At 43.2% G+C, this 17,485-nt stretch carries 8 protein-coding genes and 1 other RNA gene; 5 read left to right on the forward strand and 4 right to left on the reverse strand.

Translation table 11 applies throughout. The annotated features are described in order from the left end of the window. The first annotated feature begins 166 nt into the window (after positions 1-166). Positions 167-3,169 carry a bifunctional diguanylate cyclase/phosphodiesterase gene (locus QNM16_RS20710; RefSeq protein ID WP_284022189.1) on the forward strand — a complete coding sequence of 1,001 codons (3,003 nt, stop codon included), beginning with the start codon at positions 167-169 and terminating at the stop codon, positions 3,167-3,169. A 49-nt stretch (positions 3,170-3,218) separates the two neighbouring features. On the opposite strand, the gene QNM16_RS20715 is transcribed toward QNM16_RS20710, so the two are convergent. From QNM16_RS20715 to rsmI, 4 genes are all read right to left on the reverse strand, one after another. Then, the gene (locus QNM16_RS20715; RefSeq protein WP_284022190.1) at positions 3,219-4,883 is read right to left on the reverse strand and encodes an alkaline phosphatase; all 1,665 of its coding nucleotides are present in this window, start codon (positions 4,881-4,883) and stop codon (positions 3,219-3,221) included. A 347-nt stretch (positions 4,884-5,230) separates the two neighbouring features. Further along, positions 5,231-12,400, reverse strand: coding sequence for a LamG-like jellyroll fold domain-containing protein (locus tag QNM16_RS20720; protein ID WP_284022191.1), 7,170 nt, complete (start codon positions 12,398-12,400; stop codon positions 5,231-5,233). Between the two features lie 280 nt (positions 12,401-12,680). Beyond that, positions 12,681-13,041, reverse strand: an RNA gene (gene rnpB, locus QNM16_RS20725) — RNase P RNA component class A. Between the two features lie 46 nt (positions 13,042-13,087). After that, a complete protein-coding gene (rsmI, locus tag QNM16_RS20730) occupies positions 13,088-13,948 on the reverse strand; it encodes a 16S rRNA (cytidine(1402)-2'-O)-methyltransferase (protein ID WP_284022192.1) in 861 nt (286 codons plus the stop codon). A 62-nt stretch (positions 13,949-14,010) separates the two neighbouring features. Between rsmI and QNM16_RS20735 the strand changes: the two genes are divergently transcribed. Genes QNM16_RS20735 through dolP form a run of 4 tightly spaced genes read left to right on the forward strand, consistent with a single transcriptional unit; the run spans position 14,011 to position 17,449 of the window. Beyond that, positions 14,011-15,885 carry a penicillin-binding protein activator gene (locus tag QNM16_RS20735; protein WP_284022193.1) on the forward strand — a complete coding sequence of 625 codons (1,875 nt, stop codon included), beginning with the start codon at positions 14,011-14,013 and terminating at the stop codon, positions 15,883-15,885. A 44-nt stretch (positions 15,886-15,929) separates the two neighbouring features. After that, a complete protein-coding gene (locus tag QNM16_RS20740; RefSeq protein WP_284022194.1) occupies positions 15,930-16,295 on the forward strand; it encodes a YraN family protein in 366 nt (121 codons plus the stop codon). A 1-nt stretch (position 16,296) separates the two neighbouring features. Beyond that, the gene (locus QNM16_RS20745) at positions 16,297-16,881 is read left to right on the forward strand and encodes an SIS domain-containing protein (protein ID WP_284022195.1); all 585 of its coding nucleotides are present in this window, start codon (positions 16,297-16,299) and stop codon (positions 16,879-16,881) included. A 1-nt stretch (position 16,882) separates the two neighbouring features. After that, a complete protein-coding gene (dolP, locus tag QNM16_RS20750; RefSeq protein WP_284022196.1) occupies positions 16,883-17,449 on the forward strand; it encodes a division/outer membrane stress-associated lipid-binding lipoprotein in 567 nt (188 codons plus the stop codon). The last annotated feature ends 36 nt before the right edge of the window (positions 17,450-17,485 follow it).

A 17,485-nucleotide genomic window follows, 5' to 3' on the forward strand; every position in this document is an offset into this window, starting at 1 on the left:
AAAACTCATATATAAGTGTGTTATGCAGATATAAATCACATCTTAAAGTAGATATGCCACACTGTTATTTGGTGATTTACAAAGTCGCGGTTATCATATGCATGTATTTACAAATTGAGACCTGATTATTCTTTATTCATCAATAAAACAACGTTTTTTTAGACTGATGCTTGTACTGTCTATACCAGGGTTTCTCGTAGTACTCGCACTTTTAGTCGCTCAACGTTCAGATATTCTTCATAGCAAAGAACGAGACGCACTATTTTTTGCGAACCAAATCGCGACGTTACAGCGAGTAAATATTACTGCTGCTCAGCAATTGCTCCAAAACCTGGCTAAGAATTCAGCACTGTTAGATACGCAACAACAAGGGTGTCCCACGTTACTAAGTCATGCGCTATTGATAAATCAAGAGTTCGCCAATTTTGGCTTAGCGACACCAAGTGGCGAGGTTTTTTGCTCATTACATCCACTCAAAGCACCAATCAGCATTGCTGATCGCGCCTACTTTTTACAAGCAATTACGACGGGCGCATTTAGTATTGGTGAATATCAACAAGATAGAAGTGTATACACTGAAACACTCAATTTTGCGCAACCAGTTTATAAAAATGATCAATTAGAAATGGTGATTTTTGCCGTACGTAGATTAACTAACTGGAGTGAGTCACTGTCTCACTTACCTTTGCCAATTGGTACTCGTGTCATGGTCGCCGACAATTATGCACAAATCGTTGCCGAATACCCATACTCAAAAAAGCCATTAGGGCGTTCAGTGAGTGATGACTGGCCCAATGACCTACAACTGCATACCGTGCAGACCCTGAAGGATGAAAACGGGCTTAATCATGTGTATTTCAGACTGCCATTGCAATCCCCACAATCAGAGCTCAACATTTATTTTGACTTTCCATTTGATGACGCGCTGCATGAAGTAAACAGCCAATTTTTCATGGTCACCCTGCTTTTCTTATTGACAATATTGATGCTGAGCTGGCTTGCCCGAACACAATTAAACCGCACCTTGCTTGTTCCTTTAAGAAATTTTAGTCGTGCTATTGGTGCGCTCGCAAATGGTAAGGTTGAAAAATTAGAAGCCACTGACATGCCCAAAGAACTTGCAGAGCTTGCTGCGCACTTTGACCAAATGGCAGCTGTAAGACTTCACGCAGAAACAAACGCACACAATAAACATGCGGAACTGAGTACCCTTATCCAAGCGCTGCCTGATAACTACCTAAGGCTCAACAAAAGTGCGCAAATTTTGGATAAACATGGCGATAGAGTAAATAACAAAGACACACTTCAGGATATTTTTCCAACGCATATTAATATTCGCATCAAAGCAGCCTTAGCCATGCTGCAAGCCCAACCAAGCACATACTTTGAATATATTCACAAAGACAATAACCAACACAAAGTTTTTGAGATCCGAATCAAGCGCATTGAACATAATGGTGAAGCCATACTCATCATGCGTGATATCAGTCAAAAGAAGCAGCAAGAAGAAGCACTGAATCTCGCAGCAATGACTTACAACAACAGCAGTGAATGCATGGTTATTACGGATGCCCAAGGCTATATTTTAGATACCAACCCTGCGTTCACCAAAGTGACCGGCTTTGAACAACATGAAGTCATTGGTAAAACGACCTCCATTCTCAGCTCAGGTAAACACGATGCCAGTTTTTACGATCAACTGTGGCAATCAATTATCACCACGGGTAAGTGGCAGGGTGAAATCATCAATAAACGTAAAAATGGCGAGCTTTACACCGAGTGGCTCACCATAGATACGGTTTATGATGAACATGAAGAGCCGTATCGTCGCGTTGGGATCTTTGCAGACATCACAGACAAAAAACAAAAAGATGAGCAACTATGGCGACAAAGTCATTTTGATGAGCTGACAGACTTACCAAACCGTAACAGTTTAAAGAAACAACTCAATACGTTATTTGGTTTATCCAATCACGCTTTCGCCGTATTGTTACTAGATATAGACCATTTTAAAGACATCAATGATACATTAGGCCACTATTATGGCGATTTACTGCTAAAGCAAATTGCCAAGCGTCTAAAAAAACAAACAGAAGCAAGGGCGCGATTGACCCGTATTGGTGGTGACGAATTCGTCTTGATCTACGATCGCTGCGCAGATCGTCATGCGGCCACACACTTTGCACAACAAGTGCTTGATGCACTTAAAACCCCTTTTACGTTAGAAGGTGAGGTGTGCCATATTGCCGCCAGTATTGGTATTGCCTTGGCACCTGAAGACGGTGAAAACACAGAGCAATTGCTTAAAGCAGCCGATCAAGCCATGTATAAAGCCAAGCAATTGGGTAGAAATGGCTTTACGCTCTTTAATACAGAACTTAGAGAGCAAGCTGAGCAACGAATATTGTTACTCAAGGACATGCGCCATGCATTAACGCAAAATCAATTTGAAATGCATTTTCAACCGATTGTCTCGATGCAAACAAAAAAAATCACCAAAGCGGAAGCGCTGATCCGTTGGCAGCATCCGGATAAAGGTATGATAAACCCTGCTGAGTTTATTCCTTTGGCAGAAGAAACCCAGCTGATCCACCAGCTAGGTGAATTAGCTTTTGATCAAGCTGTCCATGTACTTCAGCAAACTCGCGATTTAAATCGGCCAATACAACTGAGTATCAACGTCTCACCCATTCAATTTAGTGCCAAGCACACCACTTTACTGGCGTGGCAACAGCAACTTGCCAAACACCAACTGACGCCGGATATGTTAGTGCTCGAAATCACCGAAGGCTTGATGATGCAAGGGGAAGGACGCAGCCAAAAACGCTTAACCAAACTTATTCAGCAAGGGTTTTCTATCGCTTTAGATGACTTTGGTACAGGTTATTCATCACTTGCATATCTGAAGCAAATGGATACTGAGTTCATAAAAATAGATAAGCGCTTTGTGGATGGGATCGAGCACAACCAAAATGACCTCGTATTATGTGAAACCATGATCTTAATGGCACATCAACTCGGATTAAAAGTCATTGCTGAGGGAATTGAGACCGCTACGCAGCATGAGCTGTTAAAGCAAGCGGGTTGTGATTTTGGCCAAGGTTACTTTTACAGCAAACCGCTGCCAAAAACTGTCTTTATTAACTATCTCACAGCCCAAGGACATTAAACAAAAAAGCCATCAACTTGGATGGCTTTGGTCGTTTGGATTGAATATGTTACTCGTTGACACCTAGCGCGGTCATCATCTTATTTGCAATATCGACATGATGTTGAAGTGTTGAGAATTGCTGAGTGACACCTGCAGGCCCAAATGCGTAAACTGGTACAGGTGCTGCAGTGTGCGTGCCTGTCCCCCACACAACATTTTGGTGCTTGGCAAGCACTCGACCAATCTTGCCGGTAAAGTCTTCTTTTCCATACACATAAAAGTCTGAGAAATCAGAAAAAGCAGGGTAAGGTCTGTTTTCATCATCGACCCCATTAGTCTCAAGCATAATCGCTGTGTCATCAGTACTCACTTTATATGATGTGTGATTGTGAATCGCTTTTTGCCAATCTTCATCAGTGCTATTGCTAAAGTTAGTCTGCGAATTGACTTCAGCCATCACATCATAAAATGTGCCTTTTTGCTCATATAGTTTATCTAACTGCTCTAGCGGGCCAAAGTTAAACTTTGGCTTATAAGTGTGCTCACCCATGCCATCACCGGGTAAGTGCACGCCTTCTTTAGGTTTGTTATGCGTTGTATAACTAAAGCCAAAACTGCCAGTTTCATGATCCGCCGTCACCACCACAAGCGTATCATTCCGGTCTTTGGCCCACTCATACACAGCTTCGACTGCTTCATCAAATTTAAGGAGTTCGTTAAGCATCCAGCCAGCATCATTGGCATGCCCAGCCCAATCTATTTGCCCACCTTCAATCATTAAAAAGAATCCATCTTCATCTTGAGACAGAATATCTAACGCTTTAACCGTCATGTCTTTAAGGGAAGGCTGCGTACACGAGTTGTTAGCTTGGCATTGTTTATATGCAATGGCATCTGCCATACCTGAGTTTGCAAACAAACCTAATAGCTTTTCACCCTCAGTGTCGGCCAATTGCGACTTATCAAATGCTAAGCTATAGCCAAATTGCTCTTTGGCTTGAATAACAAGGTTGTCACTCCCCTCTCGTTTAGAGCTTTTATACACGCTTGCAGGCATACCCAATTCATCTAATTGTGCTTTGAGCGCTTCATTCTCATTAACGCCCTCAGGTAAAAATGCGCGAGCACCACCAGAGAGCATCACATCAACATTGCCCGACGAAATAAGCTCAGCAGCAATCTCATTTTCTAAAGAGCGATGCGGCTGGTGAGAAGCAAACGCAGCAGGTGTTGCGTGGGTAATGCGCGTATCAGATACCAAGCCCGTCGCCTTGCCCATCGCTTTGGCTTTTTCTAATATGGTCGCGATTTTATTCCCTTCAGTATCGAGCCCTATCATTTCCGAGCCTGCCGCTATACCCGTAGCCAGCTGCGTGGCAGAGCATGCAGAATCTGTCACTAAACTGCCTGATGGTCCATGAGGTGCGTTTAACGATAAACCTAAATGGCCCTGATTAGCCAATTTTGATAATGCTGTTTCATTGTTTTTACTTTTATACACAGAATTCGGTGCGCGTTGAGCATATTCTTCTAATAAGCCAACTTGTTGCGGACCCATACCGTCGCCAATCATTAAGATGACATTTTTCACCGACGTAATAGAGGCTGGATTCACTTCAACTTCTTTCACTACCTCAACTTCTTTGATGACTTCGACTGTTTTTGTATCATCTCCATTACAACCACTGAGCAAAGCAGCGGATACAGCAAGCGCTATAAACTTCATTTTCATTATTTGTTCCTAAAACATCTTGAATTGTGAGCAGCGGCAAGTGTAAGACTAGGAAATGACTTTTTTATTTCAGAAATACGTCACATTGATGACACATATATTTTTCATAAAGCATTGAAATAAAATTACTAAGCGTTGTAAATACACTACCTAGTGCAAAATAAAAACCAGTTAAACGCATTATAAATAGTGATTAAAAGTAGCTACCAAGTACGCCCTCTTGATAGCGTCAAATTCGATAATAGGGAAAAATGGGATAAAAATTAGAAACGTTAACTGCTATACAATTAAAAAAGCCGCGACACCCTTTGGCATCGCGGCTTTGTAAATTTTAAGAATTAATAAACTTATTCAAACTCAATGGTCACAATCTGCTTGAGACTATATCCATTGTTGTTATCGTAAACGACATAGCTAAATGAATCACTTGCGCCATTTGCACTACCATTTGGCGTATAGGTAAATTCGCCTGAATACTCATTGATGACCACCTCACCATAAGCTGGTGCATCAGCGAGTCCAAACGTGATACCTGACCCACCAGGAAGCTTGCCTACAAACGAAACATACTCAGTTGTCGTAAACTTAACATCCAGACCATGATTGACTTCGGCCGCACCAAAAATAGTGCCGTTGTATCTATCAACTGCTTTATTCTTACGGGCTTCCTGTTCAAAGTCATAATATATCAACATGTCTTGCTCGCAGCCCAACACCATGTCATCTTTGCACACATTGAGCTCATCTTCAGACAAAGCGCGCGTCCATATGGCGACATCATCAATGTGGCCTTTGAAAGTGTTTGATGTCGTATTGGTAGAGCTATATGCACCAATACGCAGTGGTACGTGGTTGTTTAGGTTACGTTTGTTCCCTAGACCACTGCCATTTCCACCGACTTCGCTGCCGTTAATATACAGCCTCACCTTGCCGCCCTCCCAATCGGCAACCACTGCAACATGATACCAACGACCCGTCTTAAACGTGCCTCCTGAGAAGGTTTTTTTACCATCGTTGACAGCATCATGATGATATTCCAAACGGTTTGAACTGTTCACACTTAAGCTCCAGCCTTTGTAACCTGCATTCGCTGAGATTTTTTTCGCAAAAATGTTACGCTTTGTGCCATTGGAACCTGGCTCTAAGTAAATCCACGCTGAGGCCGTAAAGTTTTCACCTGCAAAGTCTATCGAACCATCGCTGGCATCAGCAATGTTGATGTAATCGCCATTACCATCAAACTTTAAATACGTATCATGCTTTACAATACTAGGGCTGTTCACCAGCGTCATGGTGCTTTGACCAAGCAAATCTTCTACCTTAGCATCAACCACAGTATCGAAGTTGTAATAAGACACAAGCCTTGAATCATTTAACGACGCACTTAATGCACGATGCCCCGCAATCGTCTGTTGCGATAGCGCTTGGTTCCAAATACGGATCTCATCAATTTGACCATTTAGCTTCTTGCTTACACCATCGTTGCCTGAACCCCATACAAAATACACATTACTTGAGTCAGCTGCATCAACTTCAGAGATGATCAATTCACCATCTAAATACACGGATAACTGCTGTGTCGGCTGATCATAGCTGATGGCATAATGCTGCCACTGACCAACGGTCACTGTTTCTGTCGATTTAAACGTGCTGTTCGTTGCTTTAATACGTAAGCGACCATCAGAGAATATTCTAATTGCAGCTTTTGACTTATTATCGCTTTCGGTAAAGGTAATTAAGTTTGAATTGTCATCGGGGTTCAATGCATTCACTTTCACCCAGGCTTCAATTGTATAAGAGCTATTCGGATTGAAGCCTGAATTCAGAGTTTGAACCATGCTCTGATCCGTGCCATCAAAGACAATAGATTGACCGAAGCCATTAATGATAGACAAGTCTTTATGGAATGGGCTTTCTACATAAGTCCATTCAGAACATGCAGGGCTCCCAAGATCTGTGCCATCGTCAGGTGTCACACAAAATGCCACATAGTTATCAATATCGTCTAATGACAAGGTATATGATTGGTAAAGCTCACCCTCAATCACTTGTGCGTCAGTCTCATTACCAGTTGCTGAGCGATACCATTGGAAACGCGTCGCTTCTTCGATATCTCCATCTGGATCCGAGTAAGAATAAGTCCCGAATACTGCAGACTTACCAATAAAATCACCTGTTACTGTGACATCAGATGCCACTGGCGCATTATTTTTGTACGACAATACCGGCTCGCCACACACGCCGTTGGTATTACACAAGTCAAACGATAGGTGCGTTGTATACGAATTTTGAGCCAGTGTGATTTCCGTTTCACCACCAAAGTCAGTGTCAGAGAACTCAAACACCCACTCGCTATCCATTAACGGACCATATGAGCCTTTTTCGTACTGAATGCCTTGCTTACCCATGAAGTAAGCTTGCGCGTCAGTACACACAGCTTCTTGCACGTTATATGAGAACTCTAAGAACTTAAACGGCATTTTATATGACGCTTTCATCTTACTGTTGTTCACAAATTTAGACTGAACATCCACTGTTAATGTCGCGTCGATCATGCCATCGTTATTAACGTCATGCGTAAGCTCTGGCGTGAATACGATGTCGTCTTCTGGGTCAAAATAAATTTCTGTGCCATCTTCTAACACTAAAATTGCTGAAGGCTCAACATTCAACTCAAAGTCTTGGAATAAATCTAATGTGATACTCACAAAAGTATCTAAGGTACTGAACTTATAACTACGGTATAAATCTTCACCCACTGGTGCATAAAAATCATCAATACACTGCTCAGAAGTGCCTTCAACCGCTTCCATGCCTGCTTTGGCATGCCATTTGGTCCAATTTGAACCCCAATATACTTCTTCAGACACCCAATCAATTAAGTCATGACCAGCAAGAAAACGTAGCTTATCTACCTCTAAATTAATGGCTTTCTCAATGGCTTTTCTGGCGCTGTTTGCGACATCAGCAGCTAACGTATCGCGAGTTAGATTTTTGATATATAGCGCAATCTCTTCGTCTGTCGTTTCAGCACGAACAAAAGAGGTGATCGATGCCAATGGATCTGAGTGATCTGTGCTGATGATTTCAAATCCATCGGTCGCACCTAGATGAGCATATACAACATCGACAAGATAGTCGCCGTCAACCATGCTGGTGTCGTACGTCAGGTTTGAGCTAACTTGTCTTGCATGCGCAATAGTCGTTGCTAGCGATAACTCATAGTGGTGTTCTGCAATGAGGGTAGTAATTTCGTCATCCGTCAGCTCACGAGTTAAATCGTAAACTTCCACCCCCTCGTCCAACTTGTAACAATCGGCACGATTTAAAGCATTGGCACAGTTATCACCATAAACGCCTGATGACTCTGAGCCTACACTTTTCTCATATGAACCATAGTCAATTTTGGTCGTGTCATTCAGATTTGGGAATACTTCAGACTCAAAGCTCATGAAGAAGTCTTCAACAATTAACTCAGCTGAGATTTGTACGCCAGGGGAAGACGCCATGAAGTTAGAGCGTGGATCCACTTTAAATTGCGTGGTTAAGTTAACCGGTTGACCTACTTGAATTTCATCTGGGTATTTTAAGTCCATGGCTAATGGGATATCAGCTTCAACCCAACCACCAAAGAGGTCAAGACCACCCACATAGTGAATTTTACCGCCAGACTGTACTCTAAATGCAGGCCATGTTGCCGCACCAGTATCTTCATCAGGCAGTGTCCAAGTCATTTTTGTTTCAGTTGATGCCCAATCAGGTGAACTCATACCAAGCAACTCAAGCACAGTATTGTTACCCCAATAACTGCCTTCACCACTTGCATCACCGGAAAAGCTAATGGTCATGGCTTCCATGTCTAATACATCAACGGTAATGTTTGCCACATCCGTAGTGTTGTATTGGTCATAAACAATGACTTCTAAGTTGTACGTAGCGGTGTTCTCAAAGTCTAAACGAGAAATGTCAGGGCTGATGCTCAATACACCCGTTTGTGCATCTAGCACTAAGTCACCATCTGTGTTGCCACTTAGAATTTGAAAAGTAACAAAGTCGCCGACATCATTAGGGTCGGCCAAAATAGTGCCAATTTCAGTACCGCTTGCAGAGGCTTCACTCACAGTGAAGGATTGTGCTTCAATAGTCGGTGCATTGTTAACGGCAATACTCACACCATCTTGCACTAACATGGTTGCAGCACCGACTGTAAACACTTTATAAGTGATATTGTCGATAACTTGCGTTGTGCCTGAATCAACCCACTGGTTGTTCGCAGCACCAACAAAGTCATCATCATCACCTAAAATGCGCAAGTTTGAGTTGCTGCTGACACTTTTATTCAATGTGATTGAGTTTGCACCTGAGCCTCGAATATCAAACACTTCTACGTTACGAACACGAGATGCTTGTGCTGCGAGATTGAGGTTAATGCCTGCCCCATCAAAGATCAACGTATCGGTATTACCGCCCCCGTCGATACGGGTAAACGTATTATCAGAAATGTAAATGGTATCTTCACCGGGACCTGCAAACACCGCATCAGCACCTCCATTGGTGCGAATAACATCATCACCGGTTCCCGTTGCGATATTATCTGCCGTTGCTGCACCTGTGATTGTATCATCACCCACAGTGCCCCACAGTGTCACTAAATTGCCATCGCCGTTTAATACATACACTGCACCGGTGTTGCTTAAATTGTTTTTATCAGCAGAAGGTGTACCAAATTGAATATCTTTGATGCCATCGCCATTGATGTCACCGGCGCTGGCGATGAATTGACCTAACTGCTCGCCACCGTTACCTTCAGAGTAGAAACCTTGTTTTGTCTCAATGATTTCGCTTAGGTAAACAGGATCTGTACCTGCACGCCCATACACGGCATACACACGACCTTTGTTATCTTCTGCAAACGGGTCGCCTATAATGATGTCGTCAAAACCATCACCATTTAAGTCGCCTGCCCCACCAATGGAGCCCAAAATAACCTGCAAATCACTGTGATCAATGTTGGACGCATCATTATGAATAACAAAACCGCCGTTGCCTTGTGCAATATCTGCTAAGTTAATTTCATCGGCAACATTTACGCCACCAAATAAGATATACGCACGCGGGTGCTCAATAGCAGAGCAACACCCTGTATCGGTCAGTAACAAGGCTATGTCGTCAACACCATCAGCATTCACGTCACCAACGTGAGAGGTGGTAAATGAAGGCAGTGTATTTAAACTTGCACGGCCAAAGTTAAAACCATAGTTGCCGCTGGCTTCAGGGATGATTTTAATGCCATTCCCACTCGACTTGATGCTGTTGTACTTTATTGATTCACCACCAATACGGCCATACGCCACATAGCTGGTACCAGATGTATCAACATATAAACCGTGGCTTACGATAAAGTCCGTTAAGCCGTCACTGTTAAAATCACCGGTGGGTAGTACTTGTGCACCGTAGTGCCACCCACTGAATAACCTTCTGCTTGGGCGAGTGATCGCAAAACCTTGCGTGTTGTAGTCTGTCGCAACATTGGCTAACTGAACCACGTTATTGTCTTTTTTACCGTAAACAACATAGGCTAAGTTAGGATCTGCTGTGCCATCTTCTAGTAAGTCCCTTAATTCAAATGAACCAGTCCCAGCTAAAAAACGCGTGACTGTTTCTCCGATAACAATGTCACCAAGACCATCACCATTCACATCGCCGACAACTAACGTACCACCAGCATAGTCTTCAGTGTAAGCTCCATGAATAGCAAAACCGTAATCGCTCCCGCCAGTATTCATATCAGACAATGGAACATAGTTAGTACCAGTTTTACCAAATACAACGTAGGTTGAACCTGAATTTTTACCGTTAGTACCGGCATAAGGCGCACCAACTACTACATCTGATAATCCGTCGCCGTTAATATCAACGCCTCCAGCAACAGCAAAACCTGCGTTGTCGCCAGATTCAGCTCCCATGATCCCAAAACCACGAGTACCACCGATCACTTCCGTTAGTGATGGGAATGTGCCCGTTGCATCACTGAAAAGAACGTAAGCTGCACCATTATCTTCGTACATAAAGGTGCCATCATTTCTATAAACATCTGCTTGAGGAGAGCCTACAATGATATCGTCGAAACCGTCACCGTTTACGTCACCAGCAGGGGCTACTGACCAACCAGCCCAGTCACCCGCTGCTAGACCATCAATGGATTGCGCATTGTTGTTCAAAGAATCATTAATGTCGTTTACATTAATCGTGACTGTCGAATCATACGTATTGCCCGCTCCATCTTTCACACGAACCGTTAATACGTACTGATTATTGCCCAGCTCAAAATCTAATTGTGTTTGGTCAGCAACTTTAATATCACCTTTGATTGCATCAATTGAGAATACACCCGCATCATTACCAGAGATGATTTCATAGCTATAATGTTCCAGTGGTATATCCCAACGGCCCGCCTCAAAGATTTGATAATGCAGTTCAAACTCACCAAAGCGATTTGGTACCACACTTTCGTTATCGCCATGCAAATACCCTTGCAGCATCATAGGCGCAACAAAATTGAAGCGTACCGCCGCATCAACAATGTCTTTGTCTATTCCTACCGCTTGAACGAATACAACAGGGTTGTTATAAGATTTCGAAAAAGTGATAGAAAATGGCGCATCACTGCCTGAATCAGCGACTTTGATGACGCCCGTTTCCCCCACAATTGCCAAGCTTTCTGTAAATAAAAAGCCAGAGCCTTGCAGTGCAAATACATTGACGTTTTCAGCCGCATGAGCGTCATCATCAATGTTATCAATATGCACTTTCACACGGTTTGCAGAGACTTCATCAATCGCCACACCGCTTTGAGATGCGCCATTGTAGGATGCTAAGGAGGTTAAAATCGTTGGGGTTTCTGTAATAGGCGCACTAAATGCGTGACCATGCACCTGATGGGTCACCGCAGTACCTGTACTTGAAACCTCAAATGGCTTGTCATTCCAAAGCGCTGAGATTGGCTCAGCAAATGCTATCCAGCCGAGCGTTTCACCCTCACCGGTATTGGTAAAGCTTTGAATGACACTGGTGCCTTTTTTATCCAGCTCAGATTCAAGCACGGCCTCAAAGCCCAACGCACTGACGTTATCTAAGCGGTGGCGCATCAATAATCTATTGTTGTTTTTGCTCGTTAGGCCAGAATAAGAATAGGTGCTTACTTCATACTCTATTGCATAGTCACTATTGGATTGAATCTGACCAAAAACAATCGGCGCTTGCGTAAAACTTGAGGCAAATGAGATTGGCTCAAATGCTTCACCATTGGTTACCCAGTTTTTAATGTCCGTTTTACCGACTTCCAAGCGCACCGTTTTATCGGATACACCATCAACAAAACTCACCCGACCTATGGTGGTATTCGTTTTGGTATTTTCATCAACATGTATTGTTAATGGTGCCATGGCAGCCTGCACACTATTGGGGACAGCCGCCCCCAAAGTCAGCAAGGCTAGGCACAGTTTAGTCCGCATCATAATATTAATACCCCCTATTAATTGACAAATACAGTTCAATTTAGGGTTTATGACATGCAATTGTGCCAAGAATATGGAATGGATTAAAATATGCACAAAACAGCATTATTTAAAATATAAGAACAATAAAAGTATTAGAAGAAAAAAATCAAGCTTGGAATGTATTGAGTGAGGGTATGGTAATTTTAAAATGGAATTAAGGTGCAGCTGTGTGCACAGCAATGAAAAGTCGTGCTTTTAAGATTAGAAAGCCGCTTGAAGATTCAAGCGGCTACTAAAATATGTGAGTCGGCCTATAAGCCGGGTTCTGTCCCTCTTACGAGGTGATAATCATTCGTCTAGGCCTAAAATCGCTCTTAGGCTCAAGCAACCTACCCGGTTCCGATGTGGGCCACACCATAAGGAACCCTATTTGGTCTTGCTCCGGGTGGAGTTTACCTTGCAACCGACTGTTACCAGCGGCCCGGTGCGCTCTTACCGCACCCTTTCACCCTTACCAACCGAAGTTGGCGGTCTTCTCTCTGCTGCACTTGTCGTGGGCTTTCACCCCCCAGCCGTTAGCTGGCACCCTGCCCTGTGGAGCCCGGACTTTCCTCCCCTTGATCATTTTCGTCACAAGCAGCGATTATCCGGCCAACTCGCGGCGCATTATACCTGTTTCTAGACTAAAGCACAGCGGATTTTTTGCTATTCTTCTCTTTGTGCAATAATCGCTTTGTATAAGGCGTTCTTTTTAAGACCAAAGTACTCAGCAGCTACGCCACAGGCTTTTTTAAGTGGCATTTCAGCTTCCAAAAGCGAAATTAATTTTTGTGCTTCAGGCGTGATTGCTGCAGTTTCTTTTCCCTTACCTGGCAAAATAAGCACCAATTCACCGCGCTGGCGTTCAGGTTCATCAGTTAGAAAAGTGATTAGCTCAGACACTTCACCGCTAAAAAACGTTTCATATGTCTTGGTGAGTTCTTTGGCAAACACCACTTGCTGCTGTTCTCCTAACGCGCTGGCAAGATCATCCAGACTCGCCATAATGCGATGCGTGCTTTCATACATAATGCTGGTGATCCCAGATTCGAACGCCGCTATGAAAAATTGTTGTCTCGCTTGGCTTTTTGCTGGCGTAAAGCCGATAAATTGAAACTTATCTGTGGGTAACCCTGAGCAGCTCACCGCAGCAATAGCTGCACATGCGCCAGGGACCGGTGTCACCTTTGCGCCAGCTTCACGGCATAAATTCACCACGGCATAACCAGGGTCGCTGATCAAAGGAGTGCCCGCATCAGAGACCAACGCAATATCTTTGCCTTCATTCAACCAATCTAATATTTGTTGAGCTTTTTGTTTTTCGTTATGATCATGCAAAGCAAAGGTTTTTGCTTTAATATTAAAGTGACTCAATAGTTTGCCAGTATGACGCGTATCTTCTGCTGCAATAAGATCTACGTCAGCTAAGGTTTTCAGCGCCCGTTCACTAATGTCATCTAAATTGCCAATTGGTGTAGCAACGATGTGCAGGGTGCCAATTTTGTCTAAAGTGTCAGCTTTTGTCATTGAGCTCTCCAAGATCAGTCAGTAAGATATTCACATATAAGGTGATGAGTGAAGGTATACGCGTGCAACTGAAAAAAATAAGTCTAATAGTGGCTGTATTGTCCGGTTTATCGGCCTGTGGCACAACCCCTAAAAACGTACAACCAGCAACAAATCCGCAGACTCAAGCACTTGCTGTGCAATCGACTGAGAATATGGATGCGAGTTCACTGTATGCACTAGCACTCTCAAAGCAAGGCGCAAATAGAATACAAGTGCTTTACGGTGCTCGAGAAGCTGCGATCAACGAGGGAAATTGGCCTATGCTGGAGCAGATCTGCTTTGAGTTAGAATCAAAAGCCAGCGTCGATCATGTTCAAAATAAGCTCTATATTGCCTTTGCACAAAAAGAGCAAGGAAAGTATGAAAGCGCACACACTATCTTAACGAATATTAGTGATCAGCTTACCCTTGCAGAGCACAAAGGCTGGCATCAATACCTCAAAGGCAGTATTTTTGCCTCACAGAAATTACCTAAAAAAGCCCTCGTTCATTACTTTAAAAGCGCGGATACCTCGCAACAAAACAAACTCAACATCACAGGCTTAAATCAAGATATATGGACGGCATTACAGCAACTATCTTCTTACGCCCTAGAGCGTTTTGATCGTGGTTCAGTCATTCAACAAGGTTGGGTAAAGCTCGCTAAGTATCATCAAGTATATTTGGGCTCCACAGTGCAATTGCACCAAGCAATGAACAACTGGCAAAGACGCTATAAAAATCACCCTGGCAGTTTCATTATCCCCAATGAAGTGAAATCCACCATAAACCTTGCGCCTTACCAAGCAACTAAGTTAGCCATTTTACTGCCTCAATCAGGAAGTAGTGAACGTCTAGGCTCGGCATTAAAAAACGGCTTTTTGGCAGCCATGGATAAAAGTCAAATTGAAGAAATTTATTTTATTGACGAAATGGACAGCGCAGAACTTATCGAGCGAGAGTTACAAAAAAGCCAACCCGACTTTGTCATTGGCCCGCTCTTAAAAAGCAATATTGTTAAGGTTAAATCAAGTCCGTTTATCGCTCAGTCTGCCGCTATTTTTCTTAATGAAGTAAACCCAGATGAAGCACAACGGATCCATACTGAACACTATTACTTCGCTCTAAACCCTGAGCATGAAGTCGAGCAAGCCTTGGTGCATTTTTTAGCAAAAGGCTTCCAAAAGCCCATGCTGCTCGCGCCCGATACCCCCTCAGGGCAGCGATTAATTTCGCATTTCAATACTCAATGGCAAAACTTCAGCAAAACTCAACCCGAAGCTGGGTTTTATAGTAACAGCGAAGATATGGTCGAGGTGATCACTGAGCTACTAGAAGTGGATCGCTCTAAAGCCAGAATAAAAGAGGTCAAAAGTCTATTCCGCAGTGAAGTAGAGAGTGAAACACGCTCAAGACGAGATATCGATGCGATCTACATTCTCGGGGACGCCATTGAGACACGATTACTCAAACCGTACCTTGATGTTAACGTCAGTACATTTGCAGAGCGGATCCCACTGTATGCAAGCTCACGGAGTTATAGTAAGCAAATAGATAAGACAGACAAGGGTGATTTAGAAGGGCTCTACTTTACTGAACTGCCCTGGATGCTCCCCGACGTTGTAAATCAACGAAACCTGCGAGACACATATTCTAGACTCTGGCCCGAACAAGCTGATATTGAGCAACGCTTGTTTGCCATGGCCCATGATGCGCTCAACTTGATCCCAGAACTCAAACAATTAAGTAGAATACCGGGCAAAGAGTTTGATGGATTAACCGGCGCACTCAGCATTAAAGAAGCCAACCAGATACATAGGAAGCTTAGCTGGGGTCAATACCATAAAAACAGTATTCGACTCGTGAGCCTCGATGAGAGGCCTCCTACGCCACTGTTTATGCAACAAGTAGAGTAAATACAAGTAATAACATCACACACCCAGCCTGTAAGGATAACAGCATGCTAAAAGGAATTTTTAACAACACTAGGGAAAAAGGGTCGTATTTTGAAGAGGTTGCTGAGCGCTATCTGCAAAAGCAAGGGTTGACACCAATAGCTCGTAATTACTTGTGTCGACATGGAGAAATTGATTTAATCATGAAAGATGCCCGAACTTGGGTATTTGTTGAAGTGAAATACCGTAAAAGTCTAAAATTTGGCGGCGCACTCAATACACTTTCACAACAAAAACAGCAACGTTTAAGGCGTAGCATATATCAATACATGCAGGATTTTACCTTGCATAATGTAGCGCTACGCGTAGACTTTGTTGCAATACAGGGGCATTCCCCACATGCGATACATTGGATAAAGAACGTTTTTTAATATGCAAGAATCAATCAAAGCCATCTTTACCGAAAGTATTCAAGCGCAAATAGCAGCGGGAGAAGCATTACCTGAGCAGTTAGAGACAGCTGCCTATGTAATCTCTCAAACATTGATCAATGGTAATAAGTTGATCTGCTGTGGTGAACCAAGCAGTCATATGCTTGCTGAGCACTTTGCCAGTTTACTTATCAATTTCTATGAAACTGAACGACCATGTCTGCCAGCGCTGACATTGAGCCAATCTAGCATTAACCTCAGCGGCCAATCAACTAGCTCACAAACAGAGTTATTTGCCCGTCAGATTAGAGCAATAGCCCAAGAAGGTGATTTGCTTTTTGCCATTGCACTCAATGGCAATGAAAAAGAGGTCATAAGCGCTGTTGAATCTGCATTGACCAAAGATCTAAAGATTATTGCGCTGACAGGTAACGATGGCGGTGAATTAACAGGTTTATTAGGCCCAAATGATGTTGAGATAAGGGTTCCTAATAAGCGAGCAAGCAGAATTTTAGAGTCTCATATGTTCACCGTGCATTGCTTAAGCCAACTTATAGACAATATTTTATTCCCTCAGGATGCCTAATATGCTGTTAAAACCCATCTTGGTAATTGCTGTTTTGTCTCTTCTTCAAGGCTGTGCAGCAGCGGTCGTCGCTGGGACTGCAGGCGCGGTATCAGCAGCAAATGACCGACGCACTATCGGCTCACAAATAGACGACAATAGCATAGAAATTAAAGCGACTATTGAGCTTAAAAAAATCCAAAGATTGGCAAAGCATGCCAACATCAATGTTGTGAGCGTCAATGGCACTGTTTTATTGACAGGACAGGTGGCCAATATAGAGATGAGAACCGAAGCGCAAAATGCCGTAAAGCCTGTTATTGGTGTTAAAAAGCTATTCAACCAAATCCGTATTGGCAGCAATATAGGTTTGGCGACCAAAGGTCACGATACATGGCTGACTTCAAAAGTGAAAACACAACTGCTGGCAGATGATAACGTCAATGGCACCAATATTAAGGTTGTGACAGAAAACGCCGAAGTCTTTTTAATGGGAATGGTCGCCCCTGCTGAAGCAGAAAAAGCAGTAGAGATCGCACGCAACATTCACGGAGTAGAAAAAGTCATTAAGGCTTTTGAATACCTGTAGTGAGCTCAAACATAAAAAAACCTGCTGATGCAGGTT

Origin of the sequence: Pseudoalteromonas umbrosa, assembly GCF_030125375.1 — a bacterium.
GTDB classification, from domain to species: Bacteria; Pseudomonadota; Gammaproteobacteria; order Enterobacterales; family Alteromonadaceae; genus Pseudoalteromonas; species Pseudoalteromonas umbrosa.

Bases quoted from the DNA above. Each gene is read 5' to 3' on its own strand.
- rsmI (WP_284022192.1), bottom strand. From the start codon at position 13,948: ATGACAAAAGCTGACACTTTAGACAAAATTGGCACCCTGCACATCGTT.
- QNM16_RS20715 (WP_284022190.1), bottom strand. From the start codon at position 4,883: ATGAAAATGAAGTTTATAGCGCTTGCTGTATCCGCTGCTTTGCTCAGT.
- QNM16_RS20740 (WP_284022194.1), top strand. From the start codon at position 15,930: ATGCTAAAAGGAATTTTTAACAACACTAGGGAAAAAGGGTCGTATTTT.
- QNM16_RS20720 (WP_284022191.1), bottom strand. From the start codon at position 12,400: ATGATGCGGACTAAACTGTGCCTAGCCTTGCTGACTTTGGGGGCGGCT.
- QNM16_RS20745 (WP_284022195.1), top strand. From the start codon at position 16,297: ATGCAAGAATCAATCAAAGCCATCTTTACCGAAAGTATTCAAGCGCAA.
- dolP (WP_284022196.1), top strand. From the start codon at position 16,883: ATGCTGTTAAAACCCATCTTGGTAATTGCTGTTTTGTCTCTTCTTCAA.
- QNM16_RS20710 (WP_284022189.1), top strand. From the start codon at position 167: ATGCTTGTACTGTCTATACCAGGGTTTCTCGTAGTACTCGCACTTTTA.